27 protein-coding genes and 1 tRNA gene are annotated in these 25,510 nt (G+C 59.6%); 19 read left to right on the top strand and 9 right to left on the bottom strand.

The window, feature by feature from the left end; translation table 11 throughout:
* The first annotated feature begins 34 nt into the window (after nucleotides 1-34).
* From Q1W40_RS04260 to Q1W40_RS04230, 7 genes are all read left to right on the top strand, one after another.
* Entirely contained in the window at nucleotides 35-634 is a 600-nt protein-coding gene (locus Q1W40_RS04260) for a YqgE/AlgH family protein (RefSeq protein ID WP_300709212.1), read from the top strand.
* Nucleotides 631-1,044: a Holliday junction resolvase RuvX gene (ruvX, locus tag Q1W40_RS04255; protein ID WP_300709210.1), complete on the top strand. Its 414-nt coding sequence runs from the start codon at nucleotides 631-633 to the stop codon at nucleotides 1,042-1,044. Before Q1W40_RS04260 ends, ruvX begins: the two co-directional genes overlap by 4 nt.
* Nucleotides 1,041-1,541: a bifunctional pyr operon transcriptional regulator/uracil phosphoribosyltransferase PyrR gene (gene pyrR, locus Q1W40_RS04250; RefSeq protein ID WP_300709207.1), complete on the top strand. Its 501-nt coding sequence runs from the start codon at nucleotides 1,041-1,043 to the stop codon at nucleotides 1,539-1,541. The genes ruvX and pyrR overlap by 4 nt, the downstream gene beginning before the upstream one ends.
* A 16-nt stretch (nucleotides 1,542-1,557) precedes the next feature.
* The gene (locus Q1W40_RS04245; protein ID WP_283224451.1) at nucleotides 1,558-2,523 is read left to right on the top strand and encodes an aspartate carbamoyltransferase catalytic subunit; all 966 of its coding nucleotides are present in this window, start codon (nucleotides 1,558-1,560) and stop codon (nucleotides 2,521-2,523) included.
* Nucleotides 2,524-2,533: 10 nt separating this feature from the next.
* A complete protein-coding gene (locus Q1W40_RS04240) occupies nucleotides 2,534-3,826 on the top strand; it encodes a dihydroorotase (RefSeq protein WP_300709202.1) in 1,293 nt (430 codons plus the stop codon).
* A gap of 30 nt (nucleotides 3,827-3,856) precedes the next feature.
* On the top strand, nucleotides 3,857-4,597 hold the full coding sequence (locus tag Q1W40_RS04235) for a lysophospholipid acyltransferase family protein (RefSeq protein ID WP_300709200.1): 741 nt from the start codon (nucleotides 3,857-3,859) through the stop codon (nucleotides 4,595-4,597).
* Nucleotides 4,598-4,734: 137 nt separating this feature from the next.
* Nucleotides 4,735-5,106, top strand: a complete 372-nt coding sequence (locus tag Q1W40_RS04230) for a DUF805 domain-containing protein (protein ID WP_300709198.1) — start codon at nucleotides 4,735-4,737, stop codon at nucleotides 5,104-5,106.
* A 58-nt stretch (nucleotides 5,107-5,164) separates the two neighbouring features.
* On the opposite strand, the gene Q1W40_RS04225 is transcribed toward Q1W40_RS04230, so the two are convergent.
* Nucleotides 5,165-6,325 (bottom strand): ABC transporter ATP-binding protein, encoded by a 1,161-nt coding sequence (locus Q1W40_RS04225; RefSeq protein ID WP_300709196.1) that lies wholly within the window; start codon nucleotides 6,323-6,325, stop codon nucleotides 5,165-5,167.
* A gap of 322 nt (nucleotides 6,326-6,647) precedes the next feature.
* Here Q1W40_RS04225 and Q1W40_RS04220 point away from each other — a divergent pair, with 322 nt between their 5' ends.
* Nucleotides 6,648-8,282: an iron ABC transporter permease gene (locus Q1W40_RS04220; RefSeq protein WP_300709194.1), complete on the top strand. Its 1,635-nt coding sequence runs from the start codon at nucleotides 6,648-6,650 to the stop codon at nucleotides 8,280-8,282.
* A 54-nt stretch (nucleotides 8,283-8,336) separates the two neighbouring features.
* Here the strand turns inward: Q1W40_RS04220 and Q1W40_RS04215 are convergent, their stop codons facing one another.
* The 3 genes from Q1W40_RS04215 to Q1W40_RS04205 form a co-directional block, all read right to left on the bottom strand.
* A complete protein-coding gene (locus Q1W40_RS04215; protein WP_300709192.1) occupies nucleotides 8,337-8,783 on the bottom strand; it encodes an HIT family protein in 447 nt (148 codons plus the stop codon).
* Between the two features lie 125 nt (nucleotides 8,784-8,908).
* Nucleotides 8,909-8,984: transfer RNA gene (locus Q1W40_RS04210), tRNA-Lys, on the bottom strand.
* Between the two features lie 153 nt (nucleotides 8,985-9,137).
* The gene (locus Q1W40_RS04205) at nucleotides 9,138-9,476 is read right to left on the bottom strand and encodes a metalloregulator ArsR/SmtB family transcription factor (protein WP_108324671.1); all 339 of its coding nucleotides are present in this window, start codon (nucleotides 9,474-9,476) and stop codon (nucleotides 9,138-9,140) included.
* A 138-nt stretch (nucleotides 9,477-9,614) separates the two neighbouring features.
* On the opposite strand from Q1W40_RS04205, the gene Q1W40_RS04200 reads away from it, so the two are divergent.
* From Q1W40_RS04200 to Q1W40_RS04170, 7 genes are read left to right on the top strand one after another with little or no spacing between them, the layout of a single operon-like run.
* On the top strand, nucleotides 9,615-10,673 hold the full coding sequence (locus tag Q1W40_RS04200) for an efflux RND transporter periplasmic adaptor subunit (protein ID WP_300709189.1): 1,059 nt from the start codon (nucleotides 9,615-9,617) through the stop codon (nucleotides 10,671-10,673).
* A gap of 12 nt (nucleotides 10,674-10,685) precedes the next feature.
* Nucleotides 10,686-13,901, top strand: coding sequence for an efflux RND transporter permease subunit (locus Q1W40_RS04195; protein WP_300709188.1), 3,216 nt, complete (start codon nucleotides 10,686-10,688; stop codon nucleotides 13,899-13,901).
* A 31-nt stretch (nucleotides 13,902-13,932) separates the two neighbouring features.
* Nucleotides 13,933-14,142 carry a DUF2892 domain-containing protein gene (locus Q1W40_RS04190; protein ID WP_300709186.1) on the top strand — a complete coding sequence of 70 codons (210 nt, stop codon included), beginning with the start codon at nucleotides 13,933-13,935 and terminating at the stop codon, nucleotides 14,140-14,142.
* Nucleotides 14,143-14,171: 29 nt separating this feature from the next.
* Nucleotides 14,172-15,542 (top strand): TolC family outer membrane protein, encoded by a 1,371-nt coding sequence (locus Q1W40_RS04185; protein WP_300709184.1) that lies wholly within the window; start codon nucleotides 14,172-14,174, stop codon nucleotides 15,540-15,542.
* Between the two features lie 36 nt (nucleotides 15,543-15,578).
* Nucleotides 15,579-15,866, top strand: a complete 288-nt coding sequence (locus Q1W40_RS04180) for a rhodanese-like domain-containing protein (protein ID WP_108324295.1) — start codon at nucleotides 15,579-15,581, stop codon at nucleotides 15,864-15,866.
* A gap of 24 nt (nucleotides 15,867-15,890) precedes the next feature.
* Entirely contained in the window at nucleotides 15,891-16,244 is a 354-nt protein-coding gene (locus tag Q1W40_RS04175) for a carboxymuconolactone decarboxylase family protein (RefSeq protein ID WP_108324294.1), read from the top strand.
* 6 nt (nucleotides 16,245-16,250) lie between these two features.
* Nucleotides 16,251-17,309, top strand: a complete 1,059-nt coding sequence (locus Q1W40_RS04170) for a cyanophycinase (protein ID WP_300709180.1) — start codon at nucleotides 16,251-16,253, stop codon at nucleotides 17,307-17,309.
* A gap of 563 nt (nucleotides 17,310-17,872) precedes the next feature.
* Here Q1W40_RS04170 and Q1W40_RS04165 read toward each other — a convergent pair.
* From Q1W40_RS04165 to Q1W40_RS04150, 4 genes are all read right to left on the bottom strand, one after another.
* Complete coding sequence (locus Q1W40_RS04165) at nucleotides 17,873-18,442, bottom strand: replication initiation protein (RefSeq protein WP_300709178.1); 570 nt, start codon at nucleotides 18,440-18,442, stop codon at nucleotides 17,873-17,875.
* A gap of 331 nt (nucleotides 18,443-18,773) precedes the next feature.
* Nucleotides 18,774-20,213, bottom strand: a complete 1,440-nt coding sequence (locus Q1W40_RS04160; RefSeq protein WP_366146330.1) for a PLP-dependent aminotransferase family protein — start codon at nucleotides 20,211-20,213, stop codon at nucleotides 18,774-18,776.
* Nucleotides 20,214-20,276: 63 nt separating this feature from the next.
* Nucleotides 20,277-20,954 carry an LrgB family protein gene (locus tag Q1W40_RS04155; protein WP_300709176.1) on the bottom strand — a complete coding sequence of 226 codons (678 nt, stop codon included), beginning with the start codon at nucleotides 20,952-20,954 and terminating at the stop codon, nucleotides 20,277-20,279.
* Entirely contained in the window at nucleotides 20,944-21,321 is a 378-nt protein-coding gene (locus tag Q1W40_RS04150) for a CidA/LrgA family protein (protein ID WP_300709174.1), read from the bottom strand. The genes Q1W40_RS04155 and Q1W40_RS04150 overlap by 11 nt, the downstream gene beginning before the upstream one ends.
* Before the next feature lie 142 nt (nucleotides 21,322-21,463).
* Here Q1W40_RS04150 and ccoG point away from each other — a divergent pair, with 142 nt between their 5' ends.
* The 4 genes from ccoG (at nucleotide 21,464) to cueR (ending at nucleotide 24,704) form a co-directional block, all read left to right on the top strand.
* On the top strand, nucleotides 21,464-22,972 hold the full coding sequence (gene ccoG, locus Q1W40_RS04145; RefSeq protein ID WP_300709172.1) for a cytochrome c oxidase accessory protein CcoG: 1,509 nt from the start codon (nucleotides 21,464-21,466) through the stop codon (nucleotides 22,970-22,972).
* A 6-nt stretch (nucleotides 22,973-22,978) separates the two neighbouring features.
* Nucleotides 22,979-23,632, top strand: a complete 654-nt coding sequence (locus tag Q1W40_RS04140) for a Crp/Fnr family transcriptional regulator (protein WP_300709170.1) — start codon at nucleotides 22,979-22,981, stop codon at nucleotides 23,630-23,632.
* Nucleotides 23,633-23,704: 72 nt separating this feature from the next.
* Nucleotides 23,705-24,076 carry a thioredoxin family protein gene (locus tag Q1W40_RS04135; RefSeq protein WP_300709167.1) on the top strand — a complete coding sequence of 124 codons (372 nt, stop codon included), beginning with the start codon at nucleotides 23,705-23,707 and terminating at the stop codon, nucleotides 24,074-24,076.
* Between the two features lie 157 nt (nucleotides 24,077-24,233).
* Nucleotides 24,234-24,704 (top strand): Cu(I)-responsive transcriptional regulator, encoded by a 471-nt coding sequence (cueR, locus tag Q1W40_RS04130; protein WP_300709165.1) that lies wholly within the window; start codon nucleotides 24,234-24,236, stop codon nucleotides 24,702-24,704.
* A gap of 290 nt (nucleotides 24,705-24,994) precedes the next feature.
* On the opposite strand, the gene Q1W40_RS04125 is transcribed toward cueR, so the two are convergent.
* Nucleotides 24,995-25,450: a hypothetical protein gene (locus tag Q1W40_RS04125; RefSeq protein ID WP_300709163.1), complete on the bottom strand. Its 456-nt coding sequence runs from the start codon at nucleotides 25,448-25,450 to the stop codon at nucleotides 24,995-24,997.
* Nucleotides 25,451-25,510: the final 60 nt, after the last annotated feature.

Raw genomic sequence — 25,510 nt, 5'->3', positions numbered from 1 at the left:
CATTCCTCGGGGGCAGGGCCGTTAAAATCAGCGCATGACCGATTGTGCCTCCATTGACCTCAAGCATCATTTCCTGATCGCCATGCCCGGGTTGGAGGACGAGACTTTTGCCCGCAGCGTCATCTACATGTGTGAACACAGCCCACGCGGCGCCATGGGCCTGATCATCAACAAACCTGCCGACATCAGCATGCGCCACCTGTTCGACAAGGTGGATTTGCCTTTGCGCCGCGAAGACCTGATGCAAAACCCGGTCTCGCACGGTGGCCCGGTGCAGACCGAGCGCGGCTTTGTGCTGCACGACCCGATCCGCATGGAAAAACCGCAGGAAGATGGCGGCTCGATCTATGCCTCCACCCTGACGGTGCCCGGGGGCCTGGAGATGACCACTTCGCGCGATGTGCTCGAAGCCCTGTCTTCCGGCGCAGGCCCGCGACGCGTGCTGGTCACGTTGGGCTATGCCTCTTGGGGTGAAGGGCAGCTCGAATCAGAGCTGGCCGAAAACACCTGGCTGACCGTGCCTGCATCGGCCGATGTGATCTTTGATGTGCCCATGGCCGAGCGCTACGACCGCGCCCTGGACTTGTTGGGCCTCAAAAGCTGGATGCTCTCGCCAGAAGCGGGCCACGCATGAGCGACACGCCCGTCACCGTCCCGGCATCGCAACAAAGTTTTCTGGCCTTCGACTACGGCCTCAAGCGCACTGGCGTGGCCGTGGGCAACCGCTTGATGAAGTCGGCCACACCGCAAGGCACCATTGCCGCCGAGGGCGATGCCCGCTTTGCGCACATCGCCAAGCGCATCAAAGAGTGGCAGCCCGACGCGCTGGTGATCGGTGTGCCCCTCCATCCCGATGGCGGTGAGCATGAAAACACCTTGCGCGCCCGCAAGTTCGGTCGCCAGTTGCGCGGCCGTTTTGGCTTGACGGTGTACGAGGTCGACGAACGTTACACCACCACCGAAGCCCATTCCTATGGCGCCAAAGATGCCGATGCCGCAGCGGCGGCGATCATTCTTGACCAATTTTTAAGGAGCCTGCCATGAGCGCACTCGCCCTGAATGCCGAGGCCTTGTATTTGGAACTGCTGCGCGGTGTGCGCAGCCTGTGCCAAGCCAACACGCGCCTGGTGGGCATCACCTCGGGCGGTGCCTGGCTGGCCGAGCGCCTGCAGCGCGACTTAGGCCTGACCGGTGAAGCGGGCCAAGTCTCTTCGGTCATGCACCGCGATGACTTTGCCCAGCGCGGCCTGTCGGCCGGTGGCCAGACCAGCTTGCCGTTTGAGGTCGATGGCGCGGACATTTTGGTGCTCGACGATGTGCTCTACACCGGCCGGACCCTCCGCGCCGTGTTGAATGAGATTTTTGACTACGGCCGCCCCGCGCGCGTGCAGCTGGCGGTCTTGGTCGATCGCGGTGGCCGGCAGCTGCCGGTGCAGGCCGACTTTGCCGCGGCCCGCGTGGCCCTGCCCGAGACGCAATCGCTGGCGCTGGCCCGCGATGCAGCGGGCACTTTCAGTTTTGACGTGGAGAACAAAGCCTGATCGAGGTGAGAACAAGATGCTCTACAAACGCAACAACCCCCAACTCAACAAAAACGGCGAGCTGATCCACCTGCTCTCCACCGAAGGCCTGTCCAAGGACATCCTCACGCACATCCTGGACACCGCGCAGGGCTTTGTCAGCGTCAATGACCGCGAGGTCAAAAAGGTGCCCCTCTTGCGCGGCAAGAGCGTGTTCAACCTGTTCTTCGAGAACAGCACCCGCACCCGCACCACCTTCGACATCGCGGCCACCCGCCTGTCGGCCGATGTCTACACGCTCGACATCGCCCGCTCGTCGGCCAGCAAGGGCGAGTCGCTGCTCGACACCATCGCCAACCTGAGCGCCATGGCCGCCGACATTTTTGTGGTGCGCCACAGCGAGTCGGGCGCGCCTTACCTGATCGCGCAGCACGTCGCGCCCCATGTGCACGTGGTCAACGCGGGTGACGGGCGTCATGCCCACCCCACGCAGGCGCTGCTGGACATGTACACCATCCGGCACTACAAAAAAGATTTTTCAAACCTCACCGTGGCCATCGTGGGCGATGTGCTGCATTCGCGGGTGGCGCGCTCCGACATCCACGCGCTCACCACCTTGGGCTGCGCCGAAGTGCGTGTGGTCGGCCCTAAAACCCTGGTGCCCGCCGACATGGCGCAAATGGGCGTGCGCGTTTTCAACAACCTCGAAGAAGGCATCAAGGGCTGCGACGTGGTCATCATGCTGCGCTTGCAAAACGAACGCATGAGCGGCGCGCTGCTGCCCTCCAGCCAGGAATACTTCGAGAGCTTTGGCCTCACGCCTGAAAAACTCCAACTGGCCAAGCCCGACGCCATCGTCATGCACCCCGGCCCGATCAACCGCGGGGTCGAAATTGACTCGGCGGTGGTCGATGGCCAGCAAAGCGTGATCTTGCCGCAGGTGACCTTCGGCATCGCCGTGCGCATGGCGGTGATGAGCATCGTCGCGGGCAACGAGGCATAAGGACAAGAACATGAAGATCCTGATTCAAAACGGCCGCGTGATCGACCCCGCCAGCGGCTTTGACCAAAAAGTGGACTTGGCCATTGCGGCAGGCCGCATCGTGGCCATGGGCCAGGTGCCTGCGGACTTCACACCCAAGCGCGTGATCGACGCCAAGGGCTGCATCGTGGCCCCGGGTTTGGTGGATCTGGCTTCGCGCCTGCGCGAGCCTGGTCAGGAACACGCGGGCATGCTCGAGAGTGAAATGGCCGCCGCCGTGGCCGGTGGCGTGACCAGCCTGGTCTGCCCGCCCGACACAGACCCGGTGCTGGACGAACCCGGTTTGGTCGAGATGCTGCGTTACCGCGCTGAAAAACTGCACCAGGCCCGCGTGCTGCCTTTGGGCGCATTGACGGTGGGCCTGAAAGGCGATGTGCTGACCGAAATGGTGCAGCTCACGGCCGCAGGTTGTGTGGGCTTCAGCCAGGCCGAGGTGCCTATCCCCAGCACCCAGGTGCTTCAACGCGCCCTGCAATACGCCAGCACCTTCGGGTTCACTGTCTGGCTGCGTCCGCAAGAGCTGCACCTGGGCAAAGGCGTGGCCGCCAGTGGCCCGTTGGCCACACGCATGGGTTTGTCGGGTGTGTCGGTGGCCGCCGAGACGATTGCCCTGCACACGATTTTTGAGTTGGTGCGCAGCACCCGCGCCCGCGTGCACCTGTGCCGCATCAGCAGCGCCCAGGGCGTGGATCTGGTGCGTCAGGGCAAGGCCGAGGGCCTGCCGGTCACGGCCGATGTGAGCATCAACTCGCTGCACCTGACCGATGCCGACATGGGCTACTTCGACAGCCGTGCGCGCCTCACGCCTGTGCTGCGCCAGCAGCGCGACCGGGATGCGTTGCGTGCAGGCTTGGCCGACGGCACGATCGACGCGTTGGTGTCGGACCACACCCCGGTCGACGCCGACGCCAAGGCCTTGCCTTTTGCCGAAGCCGAGCCGGGCGCCACCGGCATGGAACTGCTCTGGAGTCTGGCCCTCAAGTGGGGTCAAGACGCGGGCGTGCCTTTGCCCCAAGTGCTCTCGCGCATCACGGCCGAGCCGGCCCGTGTGCTGGGTGCGTCGCTGGGCACCTTGCAAGATTCGGTGGGCCAGTTGGCCGTCGGCGGTGTGGCCGATGTGTGCGTGTTGTCGGACGAAGGCCACTGGCTGGTTTCGGGCGAGGTTTTGCGCAGCCAAGGCAAGAGCACACCGTTTTCGGGCTACGAGTTGCCCGGCCGCGTGCGCGCAACAGTGGTCGGTGGACACGTGGCATTCGAGGCTTGACCTCGCACCTGGGTTGACCAGCACTTGTGCATGAAATCCTTGCGTGCGATTTGGAAACTCTTGCGTGGCCTGTGGCACGTGGTCGTGGGCATGTGGTGGATTTATGCGCACTTTCCGCAGCTCAGCGTTGAGCAGCGGGAAATGCGCGTTCAGGCCTGGTCCCTGCAGTTTCTGGCGCTGTGGGACATCCACCTGAAGGTGCTTGGGCAACCGGTCTTGAACGGCCCTGCGCTGATGGTGGCCAACCACATTTCCTGGCTGGACATCTCGGTCATTCATGCAGCTCGGCATTGCCGCTTTGTGGCCAAGTCCGACATCCGGGACTGGCCCTTGATTGGCATGTTGGCCACCGGCGCTTCGACCTTGTTTATCGAGCGCAACAGCCGCAAAGACGCGCTGCGCATGGTCAAGGACATGGCCGATGCGATGAAGGAGGGCGACGTGGTGGCCGTGTTCCCCGAAGGCACCACCAGCGATGGCCGAGACCTGTTGCCCTTTCACGCCAACCTGATCCAGTCGGCCATCCAGGCCGATGCCCCGGTGCAGCCGATGTCACTCAAGTTCATCGATGCCGATTCTGGCGAGCCCAGCTATGCCCCGTGCTACATCGGAGATGACACACTGATCGGCTCCATGTGGCGCACCTTGACCGCATCGCGGATCATGGCCGTGGTGCATTTTGGCGAAGCCCAAACCGCCAATGACCGCGATCGCCGTGCCTGGGCGCAGGACTTGCGGCAAGACATCATCCGCCTGCGCGACGCTTCCTAGTTCGGCTTGTCATGGCCAGCCTTGTGCCCTGTGCAGCGCAGGCTGTTGGGCCTTGCATGATTTGTTACAACAACAAATCGGCACCGCATTTCGAGACTTTAAAATTAACTACTTTTATTTATTTTTATGGAGAGACAATGAAGTGGTTTTTTTTGGCCTTGAGTCGCTATGCTGTGTTTTCCGGTCGTTCGCAGAGGGCGGAGTTTGGGTATTTTGTGGTGATGGCGGCTTTGATCGAGCTGGCCTTGTTCATGGTTGACCAATCCATGGCCTGGACCTATTCGAACGGCGACTGGGGTCTCTTGAGCTCAGTAGCCAGTGTGGTATTTTTCATCCCGTCCATCACGGTGGCCACCCGCCGTTTGCATGACATCGGTAAATCAGGTTGGTGGCAATTGCTGGTCTTCACGGGCGTGGGCATCCTGGTCTTGATCTATTGGTTTGCACTCAACGGACATGCGGGCGCGAACGCCTATGGCCCGAACCCGAAAGAAGTCGGGCATTTCTGAGAAGCCTTGAGCTGTCGAAATCGGCGGTTACGGCCGCCGAGCTGTCATGCCGTCAGGCTTAAACCAGCTTGACTGGCTGGTATTGCGGCGCGGTGTGCTCGCAAGACTCGGCCTTGGCGCAAGGCATCTGGCACAACTCGCGGTGGTTCACCGGGCAGGCGCGGTTGAAGGTGACGACGTGGTCTACCTCGGCGCGTATGCCAATCCACTCGCCCAGCTTGTGGTCGTGGTGGCTGGGCACATGGGCCATCAGCAAGTCGCCGCTGGCCAAACGCAAGGTGTACAAAAATTCTGATCCGCGAAACGCCTTGCGGATGATCTCGGCTTTCACAGGTGCATCGTCGTCGTGCACGATGTCGTCGGCGCGCAGCAGCACATCGCACTGCCCCCCTTCAAACGCGCAGGGCAGGGGGCATTCGGCCACATCGGTCAACTCGCCCACCGGTGTGTCCACCACCACCTGACCATTGACCTCGCGCAGCGTGGCCGGGGTGAAGACGCCGTGGCCGATGAAGTCGGCCACAAAGCGGGTGGCTGGGCGGTGGTACAGGCTGTACGCATCGTCCCACTGGTGCAGCCGACCTTCGTTCATCACGCCGATCACGTCCCCGATGGCAAAGGCCTCAAGCTGGTCGTGCGTGACCAGCAGCGCCGTGGCCTTGGCGGCCTTGAGGATGTTGCGCACCTCTTGCGCCAGGCGTTCGCGCAGGTCGATGTCGAGGTTGGAAAACGGCTCGTCGAGCAAGAGCAAATCGGGCTGGGGGGCCAAGGCGCGGGCCAGGGCCACGCGTTGTTGTTGGCCGCCCGACAGTTCGTGCGGAAAGCGCTTTTCAGCACCTTCGAGGCCGACCAAGGTCAGCACCTCGGCCACGCGCCGTGTGCGCTCGGCTTTGGGCAGGTGCTCAATGCCAAAGCCCACATTGCGCCCGACATCCATGTGGGGGAAGAGCGCGTAGTCCTGGAACACCATGCCGATGCGGCGTTGCTCGGCGGGCACGGTGTGGCCCGCTTCGCTGACCACGCGTTGTGACAGCAAAACCTTGCCGCCCGAGACCGGCTCCAGACCCGCCACGGCGCGCAGCAAAGTCGTCTTGCCACAGCCCGAGGGCCCGATCAATACACCAATTTCACCCGCGCGCAGGCCCAAGTTCACGCCCTGCACGGCAGGCGTGTTGCGACCAGGGTATTGGATGTCCAGTTGGCTGAGCTCGAGAAACATGGTCTTGATTGTAGGGAGGTTGAGTTCCCCCCCGGAATGAGGCATTCAGTCATCGGTCATCCCGGACTGGATCCGGGAACCATGGTTGCAGGAGAAATGGACCCCGGGTCTTCGCCCGGGGTGACGGGTCATTGGCTGTCATACCGGACTGGATCCGGTATCCACGCAGTTGCAGTTGGACCCCGGGTCTTCGCCCGGGGTGACGGGTCATTTGCTGTCATACCGGACTTGATCCGGTATCCACGCAGTTGCAGATGGCCTCCGGGTCTTCGCCCGGGGTGACAAGTTCTCGTCGGTGAACGCCTTCTACAATCCTTGCGATATGTTGCGAACTTTGGCGCGCCGTTCATCGGGCATTCTTTCCTTGCTTTACGCCTTGCTGGCACTGGCTTTGGCCTTGCCGGTGTTGACCGTGCTCGGCTCCTGGTTGCAGTGGAGCCCCCAAAGCGCAGACATCTTGTTGGAAATGGGCCGCACGGTGCTGCCCGATTACGCGCTGACCACGCTGGGCCTGTGCCTGATGGTGGCGGTGGGCGTGACGGTCCTGGGCCTGGCCACGGCGGCGTTGGTCACGTTGTTCGATTTTCCGGGGCGCGGCATTTTTGAATGGCTGCTGCTCTTGCCGCTGGCCATGCCCGCTTATGTGGTGGCCTACGCGTACACCGATTTTTTGCAGTTCAGCGGCCCCTTGCAAGTGGCATTGCGCGAAGGCTTGGGGCTGCAAGGCCGTTTGTGGCCCGACGTGCGCAGCGTCTGGGGCGCGGCGCTGGTGTTCACGTTGGCGCTGTACCCGTATGTCTATTTGCTGGCCCGCACTGCGCTGGTGGAGCGTGCCGCTGGTTTGATGGAAGCGGCCCGTTTGCTGGGTGCGCCGCTGACCCGCCGCATCCGTGAGATCGCTTTGCCGCTGGCGCGGCCTGCGGTGGCGGCCGGTGTGGCCTTGGCCCTCATGGAGACTCTGGCCGACTTTGGGGTGTCCAGCTACTTCGGCATCCAGACCTTCACGGCGGGCATCTACAAAGCCTGGCTGTCGATGGACAACCGGATCGCGGCAGCCCAGTTGGCCACGGTGCTGTTGGCGGTGGTGGTGGTTTTGTTGCAGCTGGAGCAACGCGCCCAAAAGCGCATGCGTTTCAACCAAGGGCGCGGCGGTCGTCAGGGCTCGGCCGAGGCGCAGCCTGTGCGGCTGGTTGGTTGGCGCCGTCTGCTGGCCTGGACGGTGTGCACTTTGCCGGTCTTGCTGGGCTTTGTGTTGCCGGTGCTCATCATGCTGCGGGCTTTGCTGGGGGAGTCCACCGAGCTGCCTTGGGAACGTTTTGTGCAATGGGCCTTGACCAGCTTGCGCCTGGGCGCAGTGACCGCTGTGTTGGCCGTGGGCGTGGCGCTGGCGCTGGCTTTCAGCGTGCGCACGCGGGCTGATCGCATCAGCCGTTCGGCAATCCAGTTGGTCGGATTGGGGTATGCCATTCCCGGTGCGGTGGTGGTGGTGGGCTTGCTCTTGCCCGTCGGCTGGATTCAGCAGACTTGGCCTGCATCGTCGGCTGGGGCTTGGATCACGGCCACGTCTTTGGGCTTGGTGTGGGCCTATTTGGTGCGCTTTTGCGCGGTGGCTTTGCAGTCGGTGCAAAGCGGTTATGCCCGCATACCTGCCAGCCTGGACGACTCGGCCCGCATGCTGGGCGTGACGGGCTGGGGCTTGTTGCGCCGGGTGCATGTGCCTTTGCTGAAGCGCACCACGGTGGCCGCCGCATTGCTGGTGTTTGTGGACGTGATGAAAGAGTTGCCCGCCACCATGGTGCTGCGGCCTTTCAACAGCGACACCTTGGCCGTGGTGGCTTACCAGTTGGCGCGCGACGAGCGGCTGGGTGAAGCGGCTTTGCCATCGCTGGCGCTGGTGCTGGTGGGGCTCATTCCGGTGATCTTGCTCAGCCGCACTTTGCGGCAGCCCCAACATTAAAAGCATGCGGGCATGGATCCCGGGTCTTCGCCCGGGATGACACTGAGAGATCGGTCAGAGCGGTTTCAGCGCCTGTACCAAACGCTGCGCATGGGCCTGCAGGACCTCGCGTGGCGGCTCCTTGCGCGGCCAGGTCAGGGCGATGCCATCATGGGCATGGCGTGGCACCACATGCATGTGGAAGTGGAACACCGTTTGCTCGCCTTCTTTGCCGTTGGCTTGCAGCAAGGTCAAGCCGGGCGGGTCAAAGGTCGCTGAAATGGCTTGTGCCACGCGGTGGGCGGTGCGCATCACGGCGGCGGCTTCGTCGGCGCTCAGGTCCAGCAAGGTGGCCGCATGGCGTTTGCTGGCCACCAGCACATGGCCCGGATTGACCTGCCCCAGGTCCATGAAGGCCAGGGTCTGATCGTCTTCGAACACGATGGCGGCGGGAATTTCTTTGTTGACCAGTCTGCAAAAGATGCAGTGTCCGGGTGGCGAAGTGTCAACGAAAAACGGCATGGCAGGCTCCTGTGCTTGGGCTGTACGGTGCGGGTGGATTGTGCCTGCGGGGCCGAGCAGAAAGGCGCAGCGGCCAAAGAAAAAGCCACTGGGTACAAGCGTATCCAGTGGCTTTGGCGTATCGGTGGTGGGACCAGCGGGGGTCGAACCCACGACAAACGGATTAAAAGTCCGCTGCTCTACCAACTGAGCTATGGTCCCACACGAAGCCGTCGATTCTAAAGGGCGATACAGGCTTTTTCTGAGGCGGCGCTTAAATTTTTCAGTCGCTTTGGCCAGCTGGATGGACCAACGGGGGCCTGCTTCTGGTGGCGCAGCACACCGAAGCCGTTGCCGCGTCGGTTTAGTCTGGTCTCAGGGCAGCGAGGTGAAGGCGGCTCGGCGAGCGGCTGAGCGTTCAATCTGGCGGGTGATGTTGCCGCAGACCAGATCGCACAGCGCAAAGATGGCCGGGTCGGCGATTTTGTAAAAAGCGCTGGTGCCACGGCTTTCCCGCTCAACCAGACCTTGTTGTGTCATCAGGGCCAGGTGGCGCGACACGTTGGCTGCGGTGAAGCCGCACATCTGGGCCAGCTCGCCCACATTGCGCTCGCCCGTTCGCAAGAGGTTGAGGATTTGCAGCCTTGTGGGCTCGGCCAAGACCTGAAAGTAGGCGGCGACTTCTGTCAGGGCACCCTCGGGCAGCTGCATCATGGGCTTGCAGTCTGGCTGATCTGGGGGGGTGACTTTTTTCATTGCGTGGTTCCTGGCAGCTTGCTTTTTTCATTGTATCATTAGATAATTAATCAATCAGTTAAATAAGCGTAAAGCTAAGTAACAAAGGACAAAACGATGAAGCGCAACTCCCTGTTGACCCTGGCCGCATTGGCAACCTTGTTGTCGCAAGGGGCTGTCTGGGCTGCTGATGGTCAGCCGCTGAAAGCGATCGCGGTGCAAGGCGCAGGCCTGTCGCAGGCCGACAGCAGCTTGGACGGCGTGGTGGAAGCGGTGCGTCAAACCACCTTGTCCACACAGGTGGCTGGCGCTGTCGTGGCCTTGCTCGTGAAAGCCGGTGACCGGGTCAAGGCCGGACAGGCGCTCTTGCGCATCGATGCCCGGGCAGCTCAGCAAAATGTGATCGGTGCCAGCGCACAGGTCGAGGCTGCGCAGGCCAATCTGGCCGTGGCCAGCAAAGAGCTGGAGCGTCAAAAGCAGCTGCTGAGCAAGCAATACATCAGTCAGGCCGCTTTTGACCGCGCACAGGCGCAGTGGGATGCGGCCCGGGCGCAGGTGAAAGCATTGCAGGCAAACAACCAAGCGGCGCAAACCCAGTCCGGCTTTTTTGTGCTGAATGCGCCTTATGCCGGTGTGGTCAGCGACGTGTCCGTGACCTTGGGCGACATGGCCATGCCGGGCAAGCCCCTGCTGACCGTGTATGACCCTTCTGCATTGCGTGTGACAGCGGCTGTACCACAGGCCTTGTTGGTCGCGGCCCATGCACAGCCCAAAGCCGTCCGTTATGAATTACCGGGCCTGGCCGCATACAGCACGCCTCAACTGCCGCTACAAATTCAGGTCCTGCCCGCCGTCGATCCGGTCACACACACCGGTCAGATCCGGCTGAGTTTGCCTGTCGGCGTGGAAGGCTTGGCGCCAGGCATGTTTGCCCGCGTGTGGTTGCCGGGCGTGGCGGTGAGCAAGGCCGGTCCTGAGCGGCTCTTCTTGCCAGTGAATGCCATCGTGCGCCGCGCAGAAATGACGGGTGTGTATGTGCTGGATGCTCAGGGCAAGCCCAGCTTGCGTCAGGTGCGTTTGGGCCAAACCTCGGGCGACCGGGTGGAGGTCTTGAGCGGTCTTCGCAAGGAAGACAAAGTCGCTGCCGAACCGCAGTTGGCTGGCGCTGTGCGCTGACAGGGGCCCGATATGAACGAGCCAAAGAATTTGAGCATTTCCGGACGCATTGCGGCCCTGTTCCAAAGCGCACAAATCACCCCGCTGCTGGCGCTGGTGGCTTTGCTGTTGGGCATCTTTGCGGTGTTTGTGACGCCGCGTGAAGAAGAGCCCCAGATCAACGTGACCATGGCCAATGTGCTGGTGCCTTTCCCCGGCGCGGCCGTGCGAGATGTGGAGCAGATGGTGGCCATCCCGGCCGAGCAGGTCTTGTCCAAAATCGCGGGCGTTGAACACGTCATGTCGATGTCTCGCCCTGGCGTGGCGGTGCTGACGGTGCAGTTCAAGGTGGGCGTGCCGCGCACCGAAGCGCTGGTGCGCTTGCACGACACGATCCGCGACAACGCGGACTGGCTGCCCAAGGGCCTGGGCGTGATGGACCCACTGATCAAGCCCAAGGGGGTGGACGATGTGCCCATCGTGACCTTGACCTTGTTCAGCAAGAGCGAGGGCGCCAGTGCCTACAACTTGGAGCGCGTGGCGCACAGCATGGAGGCCGACCTCAAGCGCGTCAAAGGCACACAAGATGTGCAGACCTTGGGTGGCCCGGACCGTGCCGTGCTGGTGCAGATCGACCCACAGCGCATGTCCGGATTTGGCGTCACGGTGCAAGACCTGCGCATGGCATTGCAGTCGGCCAACATGGGTTTGCCTGTCGGCGAGTTGATCGCGGGCAACAAGAGCGTGAGCATCGAGGCCGGGCCATTCCTCTCGCAAGCCAGTGATGTGGCTGACCTCGTGGTGGCCGTGCAAGGCGGCCGTCCGGTGTTTTTGAAGGACGTGGCCAAAGTCGAAGAGGGCCCCTTGCCCGCCACGCGTTATGTGATGCACGGCTTGGGCAAGTCAGCCGGTGGCGGTGAATACCCTGCTGTGACATTGACCATCACCAAAAAGGCCGGCGAAAACGCCATCGACGTGGCCAACGCCGTGATGGACCGCGTGGCGGCGCTGCGCGGCACGGTGATCCCGGCCGAGGTGGAAGTGGCCGAAACCCGCAATTACGGCGCCACGGCCAACGACAAGGCGCAAAAGCTGATTCAGAAACTGCTGTTTGCCACGGCAGCGGTGGTGGCGCTGGTGTTCATCGCACTGGGCAAGCGCGAAGCGGCGATTGTGGGCACGGCCGTGATTTTGACGCTCACGGTGACGCTGTTCGCCTCCTGGGCATGGGGCTTCACGCTCAACCGCGTGTCGCTGTTTGCGCTGATTTTTTCCATTGGCATTTTGGTGGACGATGCGATTGTGGTGGTGGAAAACATCCACCGCCACCAGCAGCTGTTTCCGGGCAAGACGCTGGCCGAGATCATTCCCGGTGCGGTCGACGAAGTCGGCGGCCCGACCATTTTGGCCACGATGACCGTGATCGCCGCGCTCTTGCCCATGGCCTTTGTGAGCGGTTTGATGGGCCCCTACATGAGCCCGATCCCGATCAACGCCAGCATGGGCATGTTGCTGTCGCTGGCCATCGCCTTTGTGGTCACGCCCTGGTTGGCCCGCATCTGGATGAAACCATCGCATGCAGGCGATGCACACGCTGCACCTGCGGGCTTGGCCGCCAAGTTGGGTCCCTTGTTTGAGCGGGTGTTCGAGCCCTTGTTGCACAAGGAGCAGGGTGCGCGCAACCGCAAGCTGCTGGGTCTGGGCATTGCGGGTTTGATTGCCTTGTCTTTGGTGCTGCCTGCAACGGGTTTGGTGCTGCTCAAGATGCTGCCCTTCGACAACAAGTCGGAGTTTCAGGTGGTGGTCGACATGCCTGTTGGCACACCTGTGGAAGAAACCGCCGCTGTCATGCGCGAGCTGGGTGCGCACTTGGCGCAGCAGCCCGAGGTGACCGATTACCAAGCGTACGCAGGCACCTCGTCGCCGATCAATTTCAACGGCTTGGTGCGTCAGTACTACCTGCGCGCTGGCGGTGAGGTGGGCGACATGCAGGTCAAGCTGGTGGACAAGAGTCACCGCTCGGACAAAAGCCATGTGATCGCCACCCGTTTGCGCCCCGAGTTGCAGGCCATTGGCCAGCGCTTCGGTGCCAACGTCAAAGTGGTCGAGATGCCGCCTGGCCCGCCCGTGCTGGCGCCCATCGTGGCTGAGATTTATGGGCCTGACGCCGAAGGCCGCCGCCGCGTGGCCAAGGCCGTGCGGGCGATCTTTGAGAAGACCGACAACGTGGTCGATGTGGACGACAGCAGCATTGCCGCCGCACCGCGCAAGCTGCTGCTGGTGGACCGCCGCAAGGCCGCGGCCCAGGGCATTCCCCAGCAGGCGATCGTGACCACCTTGCGTGCTGGCCTGGCGGGAGAGGCCACCACCTATTTGCACGACGGCAGCAAGTACCCGGCTGCGGCTTTGATTCAGCTGCCCGCCGAGCGGCATGGCGATTTGTCGGCCTTGCTCCAACTCACCGTGCGTGGGGCTTCGGGCAAATTGGTGCCGATCCGCGAGCTGGTCACGGTGACCGACAGCGAGCGCGAGCAGCCCGTGATCCACAAGGACCTGTTGCCGGTGAACTTTGTGACCGCTGATATGGCGGGCAAGCTGGACAGTCCGCTGTATGGCATGTTCAAGATGCGCAGCGACATTCAGAAAATCCAGGCACCCGATGGTGCGGCCCTGAATGAGTACTTCATCAGCCAGCCGTCTGACGCTTGGCGCGGCTACGCCCTCAAGTGGGACGGCGAGTGGCAGATCACTTACGAGACCTTCCGCGACATGGGTGCGGCTTATGCGGTGGGCCTGGTGCTGATTTATTTGTTGGTGGTGGCGCAGTTTGGCTCGTACCTCACGCCGCTGATCATCATGGCCCCCATCCCGCTGACCATCATCGGTGTGATGCCTGGGCATGCGCTGCTGCAGTCGCAGTACACGGCCACCAGCATGATCGGCATGATCGCGCTGGCCGGCATCATCGTGCGCAACTCCATCTTGCTGGTGGACTTCATCAACCTGCAAGTCAAAGAGGGCATGCCCTTCAAGCAGGCCATCGTGCAGTCGGCCATCACCCGTGCCCAGCCCATCATGCTCACGGGCGGTGCGGCCATGCTGGGCGCCTTCTTCATCCTTGATGACCCGATCTTCAACGGTCTGGCCATCTCGCTGATCTTCGGCATCTTTGTCTCGACCATCCTGACCTTGGTCGTGATTCCCACGCTCTACTACACGGCTTACCGCCGCCAGTACGAAGCGGTCTGATTTTTAACTTGAAACCTTTGGAGAACTACTCATGAAATCCTGGCAAATCGTTCGCCTCGTCGCTGGCACCTTCATCCTCTTGTCTTTGGCCTTGGGCATCGAAGACAGTCCCATTTTTGTGAGCCCTTGGTGGTTGGCATTCACCGCCTTTGTCGGTGCCAACTTGCTGCAAAGCGCGCTGACTAAGTGGTGCCTGATGGAATCCATCTTGCGCAAGTTGGGCGTGCAGTCAGGTTGCTGATTTCAAAACACACACCACGGAGTGTCCAGATGATTCCTCGCACCTTATGGGCCGGCGCTGTTTTGGCACTGTGCGCGAGCACAGCGAGTGCCACCGACTTGCTGCAAGTCTGGGATGCCGCGCAAAAGCATGACCCCCAGGGCACCATCAGCCAGGCCAGCCGTGCAGCAGGGTCGACCCGTCTCGATCAGGCCCATGCCCTGTGGCGCCCCACGGTGGGCCTGAGTGCCAGCGCGGGCTGGGCCGGTGCGCAAAGCCAGATGAACGGCGCGCAGTTTTCGATGCCTGGTTCAGCACCTGTGACGGGTGCGGGCTTTGGCACATCGGTCAACGGTGGCTCCGCCACGCGCTGGACCTTGAGCGCCAGACAAGCGCTGTACAACCCCGAGCGTCGCGCCCAAAGCGCACAGCTGGACATCGCTGCGCAAGCCAGCGAGCACGAGTGGACGCTGGCGCAGCAAGACTGGATGCTCCAGACCACGCAGCGCTACTTTGATGTGGTGTTGGCCGAGCAGCGACTGGCCCTGATTGCTCGGCAGCAACAAGCCGTGGACAAAGCATTGACCGAAGCGAAGGACCGTTTCGCCATGGGCGATGCACCGGTCACCGACACGCACGAGGCCACTGCGCGCGCACAAGCCCTCAGTGCTCAGGCCATCGCGGCCAACAACGATCTGGCGATGGCACGCCAGGTGCTGGCAGATGTCACTGGCTTGTCAGCCGACGCACTGAAGCTGCAGGCGCCTGGGCGCCAAGGCTTGCCGCTGGAACAAGGTGACTTGCGCACTTGGTTGCAAAAAGCAGAGCACAGCAGCCCCATGCTTGGCCTGCAAAAGGCCCAGGCAGATGCAGCGCAGCAAGAGTTGCGCAAGCACAGCGCCATGGCTTCTCCCACTTTGGACATCCTGGCGCAAGCATCGCGCGACCGCATCAGTGGCACGGGCGATTTTGGTGTGGCCAGCAACACGCAAAGCCAACAGATGGTGGGCCTGATGCTCAACGTGCCGCTGTACACCGGTGGCTGGCGCAGTGCCAAGCTGCAGGAGGCGACGCATTTGAAAGACAAAGCACAAGCTGAATTGGCACGCGCCCGCATGCAGGTCAGCCAGATGACCCGTGCCGCATGGCTGGCTGTGCAAAGTGGCCAAGCGCGCATTGCCGCGCTGCAAGCGGCCGATACGGCCAGTCAAGCGCGCTTGGATGCCACGGCCTTGGGGCGTCAGGTGGGCGATCGCACCACCATGGATTTGCTCAACGCACAAAACGACGCCAGCGCGGCTCAGCTGTCTTTGCTGCAGGCGCGCATCGAGGTGTTGGTCGGTCAACTGCGTTTGCACGCCATGGCCGGGCAGCTGGATTCTCAAAAACTCCAAGAAGTCAACGCAGCGCTGCATCCTTGAGCGATTGCGCATTTTTCAACACCTTCACAGCAGAACATGACACAAGCATCCGTGACCCCTTTGATCATCGACGTTCGCTCGCCCGGCGAGTTTGCGACAGGCCATGTGCGCGGCTCGCTCAACATTCCACTTGACCGGTTTGCAGACGACATTGCGAAAACGGTGCCGGACAAATCGGCCCCAGTGATTTTGTGCTGTGCCTCTGGCGGTCGCTCGGGCATGGCTTGCAGCTTCATGCAGCAGATGGGTTACCAGCAGGTCAGCAATGGGGGCTCGGCGGGCGCTGTGTCCATGCAATGCGGCTTGCCCATTGATCGTCTGTGATTCACCATTGAAAGGAAAATCGGCATGAGCACCTTTGATCACCCCACTTTGATCCAGAACATCAACCAATCCTTGGGCGGCTTGCGCAAAGCCCAGCCAGAAGCCATGCAGGGCTTTGGCCAGCTGGCCAAGGCGGCCATGACCGAAGGTGCGGTCAGCGAAAAGCACAAGGAATTGATCGCTTTGGCCATCGGCATCACCCAGCATTGCTCGGGCTGCATCGGCTTTCACGTGAAGGCTTTGCGCCGTTTGGCATGCACCCGTCAAGAGTTGGAAGAAATGCTCACGGTTTGCGTTTACATGGGCGGTGGCCCAGCCCTGATGTACACCGCAGAAGCCTTGGCGGCTTGGGATGCGTTTGCCCCCGCACAGGCTTGACGTGGGTTGCTGCTGACGCCTTGGCATTTCTCTGGATGCCAATGGGCCAAAGTGTGTGCGGCAGACCCGCCGTATCATGAGCTGACGATTTCCTCAATGATTGCCCCTCAACTTGATATGCCAGCGCTTGCAAGCCACTTCCATCGCAGAACCCTCTTGTTCCTGATGGCCAGTGGCTTGCTGTCTCAGCCTTTGCGGGCTCAAGCGCCCAGACAGGCCAGACTGATGGTCATTGGTGGCGCTGAAGACCGCTTGCAAGATCGGCTTATCTTGCGCAAATTTGTGGATTACTCTGGGGGCTCTGGAGCCCGCATTCGACTCATCACTGCGGCGAGCGCTGAGCCTGATGGTGTCTGGGACAGTTATCGGAAAGTCTTTCAGGAACTCGGTGTGGCCGATGTTCAGCCCTTGGCCCTGACCGATCAGGACAGTGCCCATGCGCCTGAGTTGCAGCAAGACATTTTGCAAGCCGACGGTATTTTCATCAGCGGCGGTGATCAGGGTAAATTGATGCAGGCGCTGTGGGAAACCCCGGCCTACACCAGCCTGCACGAGGCATTTCACGTGCGTGGTTGTTGCCTGGCGGGCACCAGTGCCGGTGCGGCGGTGATGTCACGGCACATGATCGCTCAGGGCGTTTCTGTCCTGAGACCGAGCAAGGATGCCACCGCAACCGATATGGGGCTTGGCTTCATCACACAAGCGGTGGTGGATCAGCACTTTTCAGAGAGACGGCGACTGGCCCGGTTGATGTCTACATTGGCACTGCGGCCGGACTTACTTGGGGTGGGTATTGATGAAGATACGGCTTTGGTGATTGAGCGCAATCAAGCCATTGAGGTGATTGGTCGAGGTTCGGTGACGATCGTGGATCCCACCCGCATGCGCTCCAATGTGGACGAGGTTGAGGCTGCAGAGCAAATAGAAATGCTGGGGGTCGAGTTGCACATGCTGCCTGCAGGCCGTCGTTACAGCATGGACACGGCAGATATTCCTGCGCATTGGCCTGGGCATTTGAAAAAAGTCCTCATGCGTTTGGCCATGCAGGGCCCCATTCGCGGTTGATTTTTCTATTGCCGGCGATGCTTGCTTGGAACAAAGCCCGTTAAGGCATCTTTTTTGGTGCCCCCGACAGGCGACAACTGGCATATAAGCAATTACCAACCAAGATTTCCCCAGCATCCAGAAGCCTCTTGGAACCCGCATGGATACTGGCATCGCTTGCCTGTGCCGTTGCATTTGCAGTGGGTTGCCGTGACCTGGCCGAGGCTGCCTTGTCCCGTAAACGGTCCCGTGAATGAACGAGGTTTGAGACATAGGGGGGAGGGTGTTGCCCGTCAGTGTTGCCATTACAGTAGCCTGAACCGCATACAAAAAGGAAATTTTAGAAATCTTGATCTTTACACGGGTAATCCCCTAAAGCTGTATACGCTATCTCTGCAAAGGATGATGCTACAACTCGAAATAATTCTGCTTGGTGAACAGAAGCCCTAATCAGTCTGCTTGAAGAACTGGGATTTGCTGTCAAGATAAGCTTCACATATCTGCACGATTTTTCAGAGAACTTACTACGCAAGTCAATCTAAGAGTAACAATCAGTAGAAACTATATTTATTACGCAGATGCAATCAATTAAAGCTAGCGAGCCTGAGTGTGTGGAACAACTCGTCATTTCGCCCGCGTATCTCGCACTTCTCAGCGTCAGGCTTTACCCATCTGACTTCTGGCAAGTCAAAATATTCGGTGAAATCACTCAGGTGGTACTTGGTTGGGAATGTCTCAACGGTCCATCGGTCATGCAATGGATTCTTGGTTAGCGTGTGCGTGAAAGCTAAGTCGCCTTTGAGCTGGCGAGTCATCTCCAGTTCGATAGCCTCAAAGTATTGTTGTGGCTTCTGGTGTGCTGACTGGTGGTAAGCAACGGGGGTAATGAGCTCATACAGATAGTGAGCGTGCCCGTTGGCTCTGTTGGTGGTGATGATGGTTGGAGGAGGGACTTTCAGTTCTTCAAATTTGTGTCCCGCATCCGGGTAGTCCAAATCGAAGCTGAGGTACTTGCGGTAGACCGGATTCAACCCACAGTAGGCAAACTGGTTAACTTTTTCACGCTTGCGAAAAAGCGTGCCCTCTGTAAAGTCGTTGGTGGTGATGACCGAGGTGTTTAGGTGCTCGTAAAAATTCGTTAGTTGCTGGTTCATCTTGCTCCTGTTGTTTTGTTGAGTACAACAAACAACATTCGGAGCGAGAAGTCAAGTCAATGGCTCAGAATCAATCTACGTACCAAACGATGACGAGCTGAGGGGCTGGGCATACCTTGCTTTTGCGCTACTTGCTTTCATCCAGACAACATTTAGTTATCTGAGAGACTGCATTCGACCCAAACCGGACCTTCAATCAGGAAGATTTTCCGGCAGATGTTGGCCGTTAATGCATGGTTCAATCCTGCTCCATCCCGGTCTCTGTCGCAAAACGCGCCACCAAGACCACCTTGGCAGGTAGGCCGATTAAGTTAGGCAAAAAAAAGAGACATCAACCGCCGTTGGCGCTTTGTTCTTTGGCCATGCCCCCCAGCAGTTTCAAAGCAGCTCTGATCTGTGAATTAACGGGATGGCCAACGTTGAGTCGCAGATGGCGTGTGAATCTTCGGTCGGCTGAGAACAGAACCCCGGGCGCGGTGCTGATGGACTGGGCCATGGCTTGGTGGTGGATGTCCAAAGCATTCACGCCCAGCGGAAGTTCCAGCCAAACGAAGTATCCACCTTGGGGCTCGGTCATCCGAGTTCCCTTTGGAAAAAAGCGCTCAATCAGTGCTCTGGCCACCGTGTGCTGGGACTGCAACGCACCACGCAGATGGCGTAAATGTCGGTCAAATCCACCTTGCATCAGGTATTCGGCAATGGCCAGTTGCGGAGGTATCGGCGAGGCCAGTGAGGTCATCATCTTCAAACGCTCCACGTCCTTTGCATAGCGACCGGCTGCAGCCCAGCCTACCCGATACCCTGGTGCCAAAGATTTGGAAAACGACGAGCAATGAAGCACCAGACCGTCCTGATCGAAGGCTTTAGCTGGCAAAGGTCTGCGCAATCCAAAGTGCAATTCGGCGTAGACATCATCTTCGATGAGGGGAACCCCGTGCCGCGCCAACAACTGCACCAGTGCCTGCTTTTTGGCATTGGGCATCAAAGCCCCCAGTGGATTCTGGAATGTAGGCATGAACCAGCAAGCCGCCACTTTTTGTTGTTTGAGCAAGGTCTCCAGGGCTTCCAGGCGAACCCCTTCCACTGGGTCGGTTTCGACGTCAACCGCTTTCAGGTGAAGACGTTCGAGGGCCTGCAAAGCAGCATAAAAAGTGGGCGACTCCACCACCACCACGTCACCAGGTTTTGTGACCGCCTGCAGGCAAAGGTTGAGCGCCTCCATGGCACCGTTGGTCACGATGATTTCGTCTGCACGCAAGGGTACCCCATTAAGGGCATAACGCCGTCCGATCTGGGCACGCAAGGACTCATCGCCAGCCGTAAGTGCCCCGGAGATTTGCGCTGGGCTCAGGCGTCGCATGGCCCGAGCACCGCTTCTGGCCAGCGCATCAAAGGGGAACAATTGCGCTGCAGGAAAAGCAGAACCCAGCGGAACAACATCCACATCACGCGTGGAGCCCAGCAATTCGAACACCAACTCGCTGATGGCAACCGGTGTGACACGCCCACTGGGTTGCGCCGCATCCGGGGGCTGAGCGGTGAGCTGACGCCGCGCACGTACAAAATAGCCCGAACGAGCCCTGGCCTCCACCAGTCCCTGTAACTCCAGTTGAGCGTAGGCTTGAAAGATGGTGGATGGACTCACGCCACGCTGCCTTCGAAGCTCGCGCACCGAAGGCAGGCGATCTCCGGGCCGCAGCACCCCCGATCGGATGCTGACCGCCAGTTCATCGGTCAGCTGTTGGTAGCGCGTCAGGCGGACAGCAAACATTTCTTAAAGGTCCTCCAGTGAAGTCCTTGATGCTATACCAGCCAATGAAAAATCAGCCATGTCTCAAGACAGCAGGAACGAACACAGGACTGTCGTGACCAGTGCATTCCCGCACATGCCCGCCACCGCCAGATCCAGGTGGTCTGGATATTCGGCTTGCGCCCGAACGAGGCCAATGGCGTGCGCGCTTACGCCCAACACAAAGGCTTGAACCCGTTCATCCTGTACCCCCAACCTACGCAGCAGAGGTGGTGTCAGCAAGGTGCCAAACACCCCTGTGAGCAAAACAGCGGTAACAGCAAGGGTTTGGTCGGCGCCAACACTTTGGGTCAGAGACAGGGCCACGGGCATGGTGGCTGCCTTGGGCGCGACAGCGGAGGTGATGTGCCAGGGCACCTTCAGCATCCAGCCGGCGGCCAGCACACCAAGCACCGAGACCACCGACGCCAGTAGCAAGCCCAGGAACATGGACGGCAACAGAGGGCCGAGTCGCTTGCAGGCCTGATGAAGGGGAACTGCCATTGCCACCACGGCCACATCCATGGCGGTCCGCAGTGTCTGTGTCCGGACGGAGAAATCTGACGGCTCCAATCCGAACACGGCGCAAGCAATCAGCACCAGCAAAACGGAAACGAATACTGGCAAGGCGAGCACGTGACGCTGGCTGAGGCGAAACACACCTCTGGACACCACATAGCACAGGCAGGCCAGCAGCAGTGCTGCAGTTTGTTCAAGCATCATGGCTGTTCTTTCTGCGCGGGCGATGCAGTGCTGAAATGAGCAGTCCGCAAGCCGCCGCCATGAGCAAGGTGACGGGAAGCCCACCCACCAGCAACAACGCCACCTCGCGTGGAGCCCATCGCAAGCTCACGACCGCAATGACCAGCGAGGGCAAGAGGAACAGCGTCAGGTGGTTCAGCAAAAAGGCACTGGCCCCCGCTAGCGCTGTCGGCGCCGCCCGCCAACAATGTAGAAATGCCCACAGGGCCAGAAATCCCAAAAAACTGCCGGGTACACGGACACCAAGCCACGGGGACAGGGCATCACCCAGCAGCTTCAGGCCCAGCAGAGCGAGCCAACCGACAAGAATCGAGAAATTGCGCTTCATCTGATGCAGTGTCAGAGCATTTCACGGGTTTAGGGCGTATCAGAAGTCAGCATATCTGGGGAGATCAGCAGCCATCTGATACGGTTAATTTTCAACATATCTGCATCCTGCGCATCAGAGGAGGCGGCGGCACCATTGGTGCATGCCTGGTCGACAGCCTCGTCCGGGCACGCTGGCCCGAACCCATCCGCTATTTGCAAAGGACGGGGCCATGCGAACAACCTGTGAGGCTTCCATGCAAAAAGTCATTCCCATTCATCCTGTTGGCGCCGTGGCGGCGAGCGACAAAATTCACGTTCGCGCCATCGGTGGCACCTTCTCAAGATGGCGCTGGACCTTGGTCTGGCTGACCCAGGCCTTCTTCTATGGCGTTCCATGGCTGAACTGGCACTCGCGCCAAGCCGTGCTGTTTGACCTTGAAGCCAAGCGCTTTTACCTGTTTGGCGCCGTGCTGTTCCCGCAGGACCTCATCTACCTGACCGGACTGCTGGTCGTCAGCGCGCTACTGCTGTTTTTTGCGACTGCCGTGATCGGACGGGTCTGGTGCGGTTTTGCCTGTCCGCAAACGGTCTACACCGCCATCTTCATGTGGATCGAGAACAAGTGCGAAGGGAGTCTGCAGAACCGCAAGCGCCTGGACAAGGCCGCCTGGGGCGTAGAAAAACTGTTTCGTCGGGGTAGCAAACACATGGCCTGGTTGGCTTTTGGTCTGTGGACGGGCTTCACCTTCGTCGGTTACTTCAGTGCCATGCGACCCTTGATGACCGATGCCTTGTCGTTGACCGTGGGCCCATGGACCATTTTCTGGATTCTGTTCTACGGCCTGTTCACCTACCTGAATGCGGGCCTGGTTCGCGAGAAAGTCTGCCTGCACATGTGCCCCTACGGACGCTTTCAGGGCTCCCTGATGGATGCGCACACTTTGAACGTGGCCTACGATCACCAGCGGGGTGAACCACGGCGCAGCATCGCTGAGAACGAACACAGGCCAGCGAATGAGGGGCATTGCATCGACTGCACATTGTGTGTACAGGTCTGTCCTACCGGCATCGACATTCGCAAGGGGCTGCAAGCGGCTTGTATCGCCTGTGGCCTGTGCATTGATGCCTGCGACGAAGTCATGGCCAAGATCCAGGCACCCAAGGGCTTGATCCGAATGGCCTCGTTGCATGAGTTGAATGATGCAAAAAAGTCCAATATGTCCTCGTTCTTGCATCGCGTGATTCGCCCTCGGGTGGTGGTGTATGGCGTTCTTCTGTGCCTAGTCATCGCGGCCACCGTCGCTGCGTTTGTCAACCGAAAAGAGGTTCGTATGGACGTCATTCGGGACCGCTCGGTGATGGCTCGTCAGGTCGATCGCGGCGCTGTCGAGAACGTCTACACGCTGCAATTGATGAATGCGTCGGACGACACAAAAACAGTCTCGATCAATGTACTTCCCGCCGATTTTCTGGGACTGATCAGGCCAGTCACGGCCAAGCTTGCCCCAGCCCAGGCCAAAACCCTCACAGTGACCGTCCGTATGCCAGGCACTCAAGCCATGCAACGCACTGGTGAAGTTCTCCCCATCCGATTCGTTGCAGTCCTTGAAGGTGACACTGATGCACCATCAACAGTCGAATCTTCAACTTTTCTGGTGCCACGCCAGTGAACACCCATGGCGATGCATTTCCCAACTCCATTGGACACCCATCCAGATCTGGACAGCAAATGCCTGCATGTGAAAACCATTCGCAAATGCGCCAACAACTACCTGTATCAGCAAGGCGAGACCGCCCGTACTCTGTACCGCATTCGAACGGGCGTCGTCAGCCTCGAAAGCGTGAACGAAAGAGGTGAGCGATGCATCATCCACCTGCTGGGACGAGGGGCAGTTCTAGGTCATGAGATTTTTTTGCAGCAGCCTCGAAATTTTGATGCCAGAGTCTGTACTGACGCGACGATCGAAGCCATTTCACTGTCCAGTGGCATCGAATCGATTCTGGGGGTGTCTTTGATGCGCTGGGCCAATGCGGCAGCTTTGAACTTGTTGCAAGAAGCTGCTGGGTTCAAAGTGGAGCTGCACCGGGCACAGGCCGGAGACAAGGTGCTTTTGCTACTGGAGCAACTCCAGAAACTGCACCCAGAGCAAACGGACGCGTGTTGGCTTCCGAGTCGGTGCGAGATGGCCGATTTGCTCGACATGAACCATGCCACTGCCAGCAGGGTGGTGGCCAAGCTTTTCAAGGAAGGTGCATTGCACCGGGCTGCCTCCAAAGACTTCGTTCGGGTCGACTGGGGCCGCATCCGCCGTCTCCGCGCCTCCGGTTGAATCAGATTGCTACGGAGTTTCCGTCGAGAAGCTCTGACAGAATGGAGCCACTGCCATGACTTTCTTGATGAGATGCTTCCTCACCCAACCACTCTGACTGTTTATTGCTTGTGCGCAGCCTGGTGTCGCACCTGCGATGCATACCTTGAGGTTTTTGAAGCTTTGAATAAGGTTTGGCATGGAAAAGTAGAGTGGGCCTGGGTTGATATAGAAGACAGTGCTGATCTCCTGGATGATGTGGACGTAGAAAGTTTTCCCTGCCTGCTGGTGACGGGTGATAAGGACGTGTATTTTTTTGGCCCTGTTTTGCCGCAGGCGTCCGTAGCAACGCAATTGGTTGAGCGCGCTTTAGTAGGGAAGATTGCCCCCATGGAGAATGCAATTCTGGAAGCCTTGAATCAACGCTTCATCGCTGCCAACCTGCGCCAGAATCTAGTTAAGTAGGTTTGTGAGTCGGGGGCTGCCAGCTCAAGGAGGCGAGCATCCTGCTCAACGAGATCAGTCCTATGGCGCGTAGGCAGGGAGAAGGCCTGTGGACTGAGGGATAAATCATCATGCCCCGCCGATGAAGGCTATGCCGTCGCCGCGTGAGGTTTGTCATATGTTCAGCACACACTGGCCTATCAACATCGGCACGGCCGCTGAACTCTCCGGTGTTTCGGCCAAAATGGTGCGCCATTACGAGTCGCTGGGCCTGCTGCCACGCGTGGGGCGCACCGACAGCGGCTATCGCCAGTACGTCGAGGCCGATGTGCACACCTTGCGTTTCATTAAGCGGGCACGCGATCTGGGCTTTTCCATGGCCGAGATCGCCGAATTGGTCGCGCTGTGGCAAAACCGTCGCCGTGCCAGCGCCAATGTCAAGCGCATTGCACAAAAGCACCTGGATGAATTGTCGCAGCGCATCGAAGCCATGCAGGCGATGCAACGCAGCTTGCAGCAACTGTTGCACCATTGCCAGGGCAATGAGCGGCCAGACTGCCCTATCCTGGATGATCTGGCCAGACCACCTGGAGAATCATCAAAAAGTCGACCTCATTGTCCAGCTGGCGTAGGCCATCCCATCGGCTAGTGGTGAACTTCAGCGCAATCGTCACGGCAATGGAATCTGGGGCAGACTTGTAGCAGCCACCCATTGATTCAAGTCACGCAAGACCTTGTCCTGTATGTCCGGCAGCTCCCAGCTGCCCCCCCTGTCCTAGCTGGCAGCCGTTGTTGGCAAGCGACCGGCAACAGACTACCCCAACCGGATGTTTCAGTCCACGGATTTCACTTGTCCTCAAGGTCCGCAACTGGCCGAATGCTGTCGTTTGTGCTGTATCGGTAATCACGAGAAACGTACGACTCAGGCCACTGTGGTGTCTAAACCTTCATTTTCGGCTTGATATTGCTGCCTGCTCCTTGGTAATGTGACCTTTTTTTCAGGTTTGAACGCAGCTCTTCAGCATTTTGAATGGCTTGAAGTTCTTGGGTTAGGGCAGTCAATGACGAAATTTCAGCCTGTATGTTGTTAAGGATGAAGGCCCTGAGCAGGGCTTGACTCATATTGATGGGCTGGGAGGAGGGCACTTTCAAGTTGGAGCGCCATTTGTCCTCAGCCTTTGTTTTGCTGGAGGTGGGTTTCTCGTGCTTGGTGGGCTTTGCTGGCTCTGGCTTGTTTTCAGCCGGCCTTGTCAGCATTTCTGCAACGGCATGAATACTGTAGAGAATTTTCCCGCCAACTACGAGGTAGGGGATTTTTAGTTTGTTCTCTTTGCGCAAGAGGCTCTGGTGTTTGGCGCTTATCCCCAGGATGGGCTCAAGTTGCTTGGGCGTCAAGACTTCTCGGCCACCAGAGCGTGTCCGTAGGTAGGCAACCAAGTTGCTCGTTTGCTCCAT

Origin of the sequence: Limnohabitans sp. (genome assembly GCF_030158565.1) — a bacterium.
In the GTDB taxonomy this organism is placed as follows: domain Bacteria; phylum Pseudomonadota; class Gammaproteobacteria; order Burkholderiales; family Burkholderiaceae_C; genus Limnohabitans_A.
The sequence above is the reverse complement of the archived record's forward strand: the minus strand, read 5'-3'. Positions and strand labels throughout refer to the sequence as shown.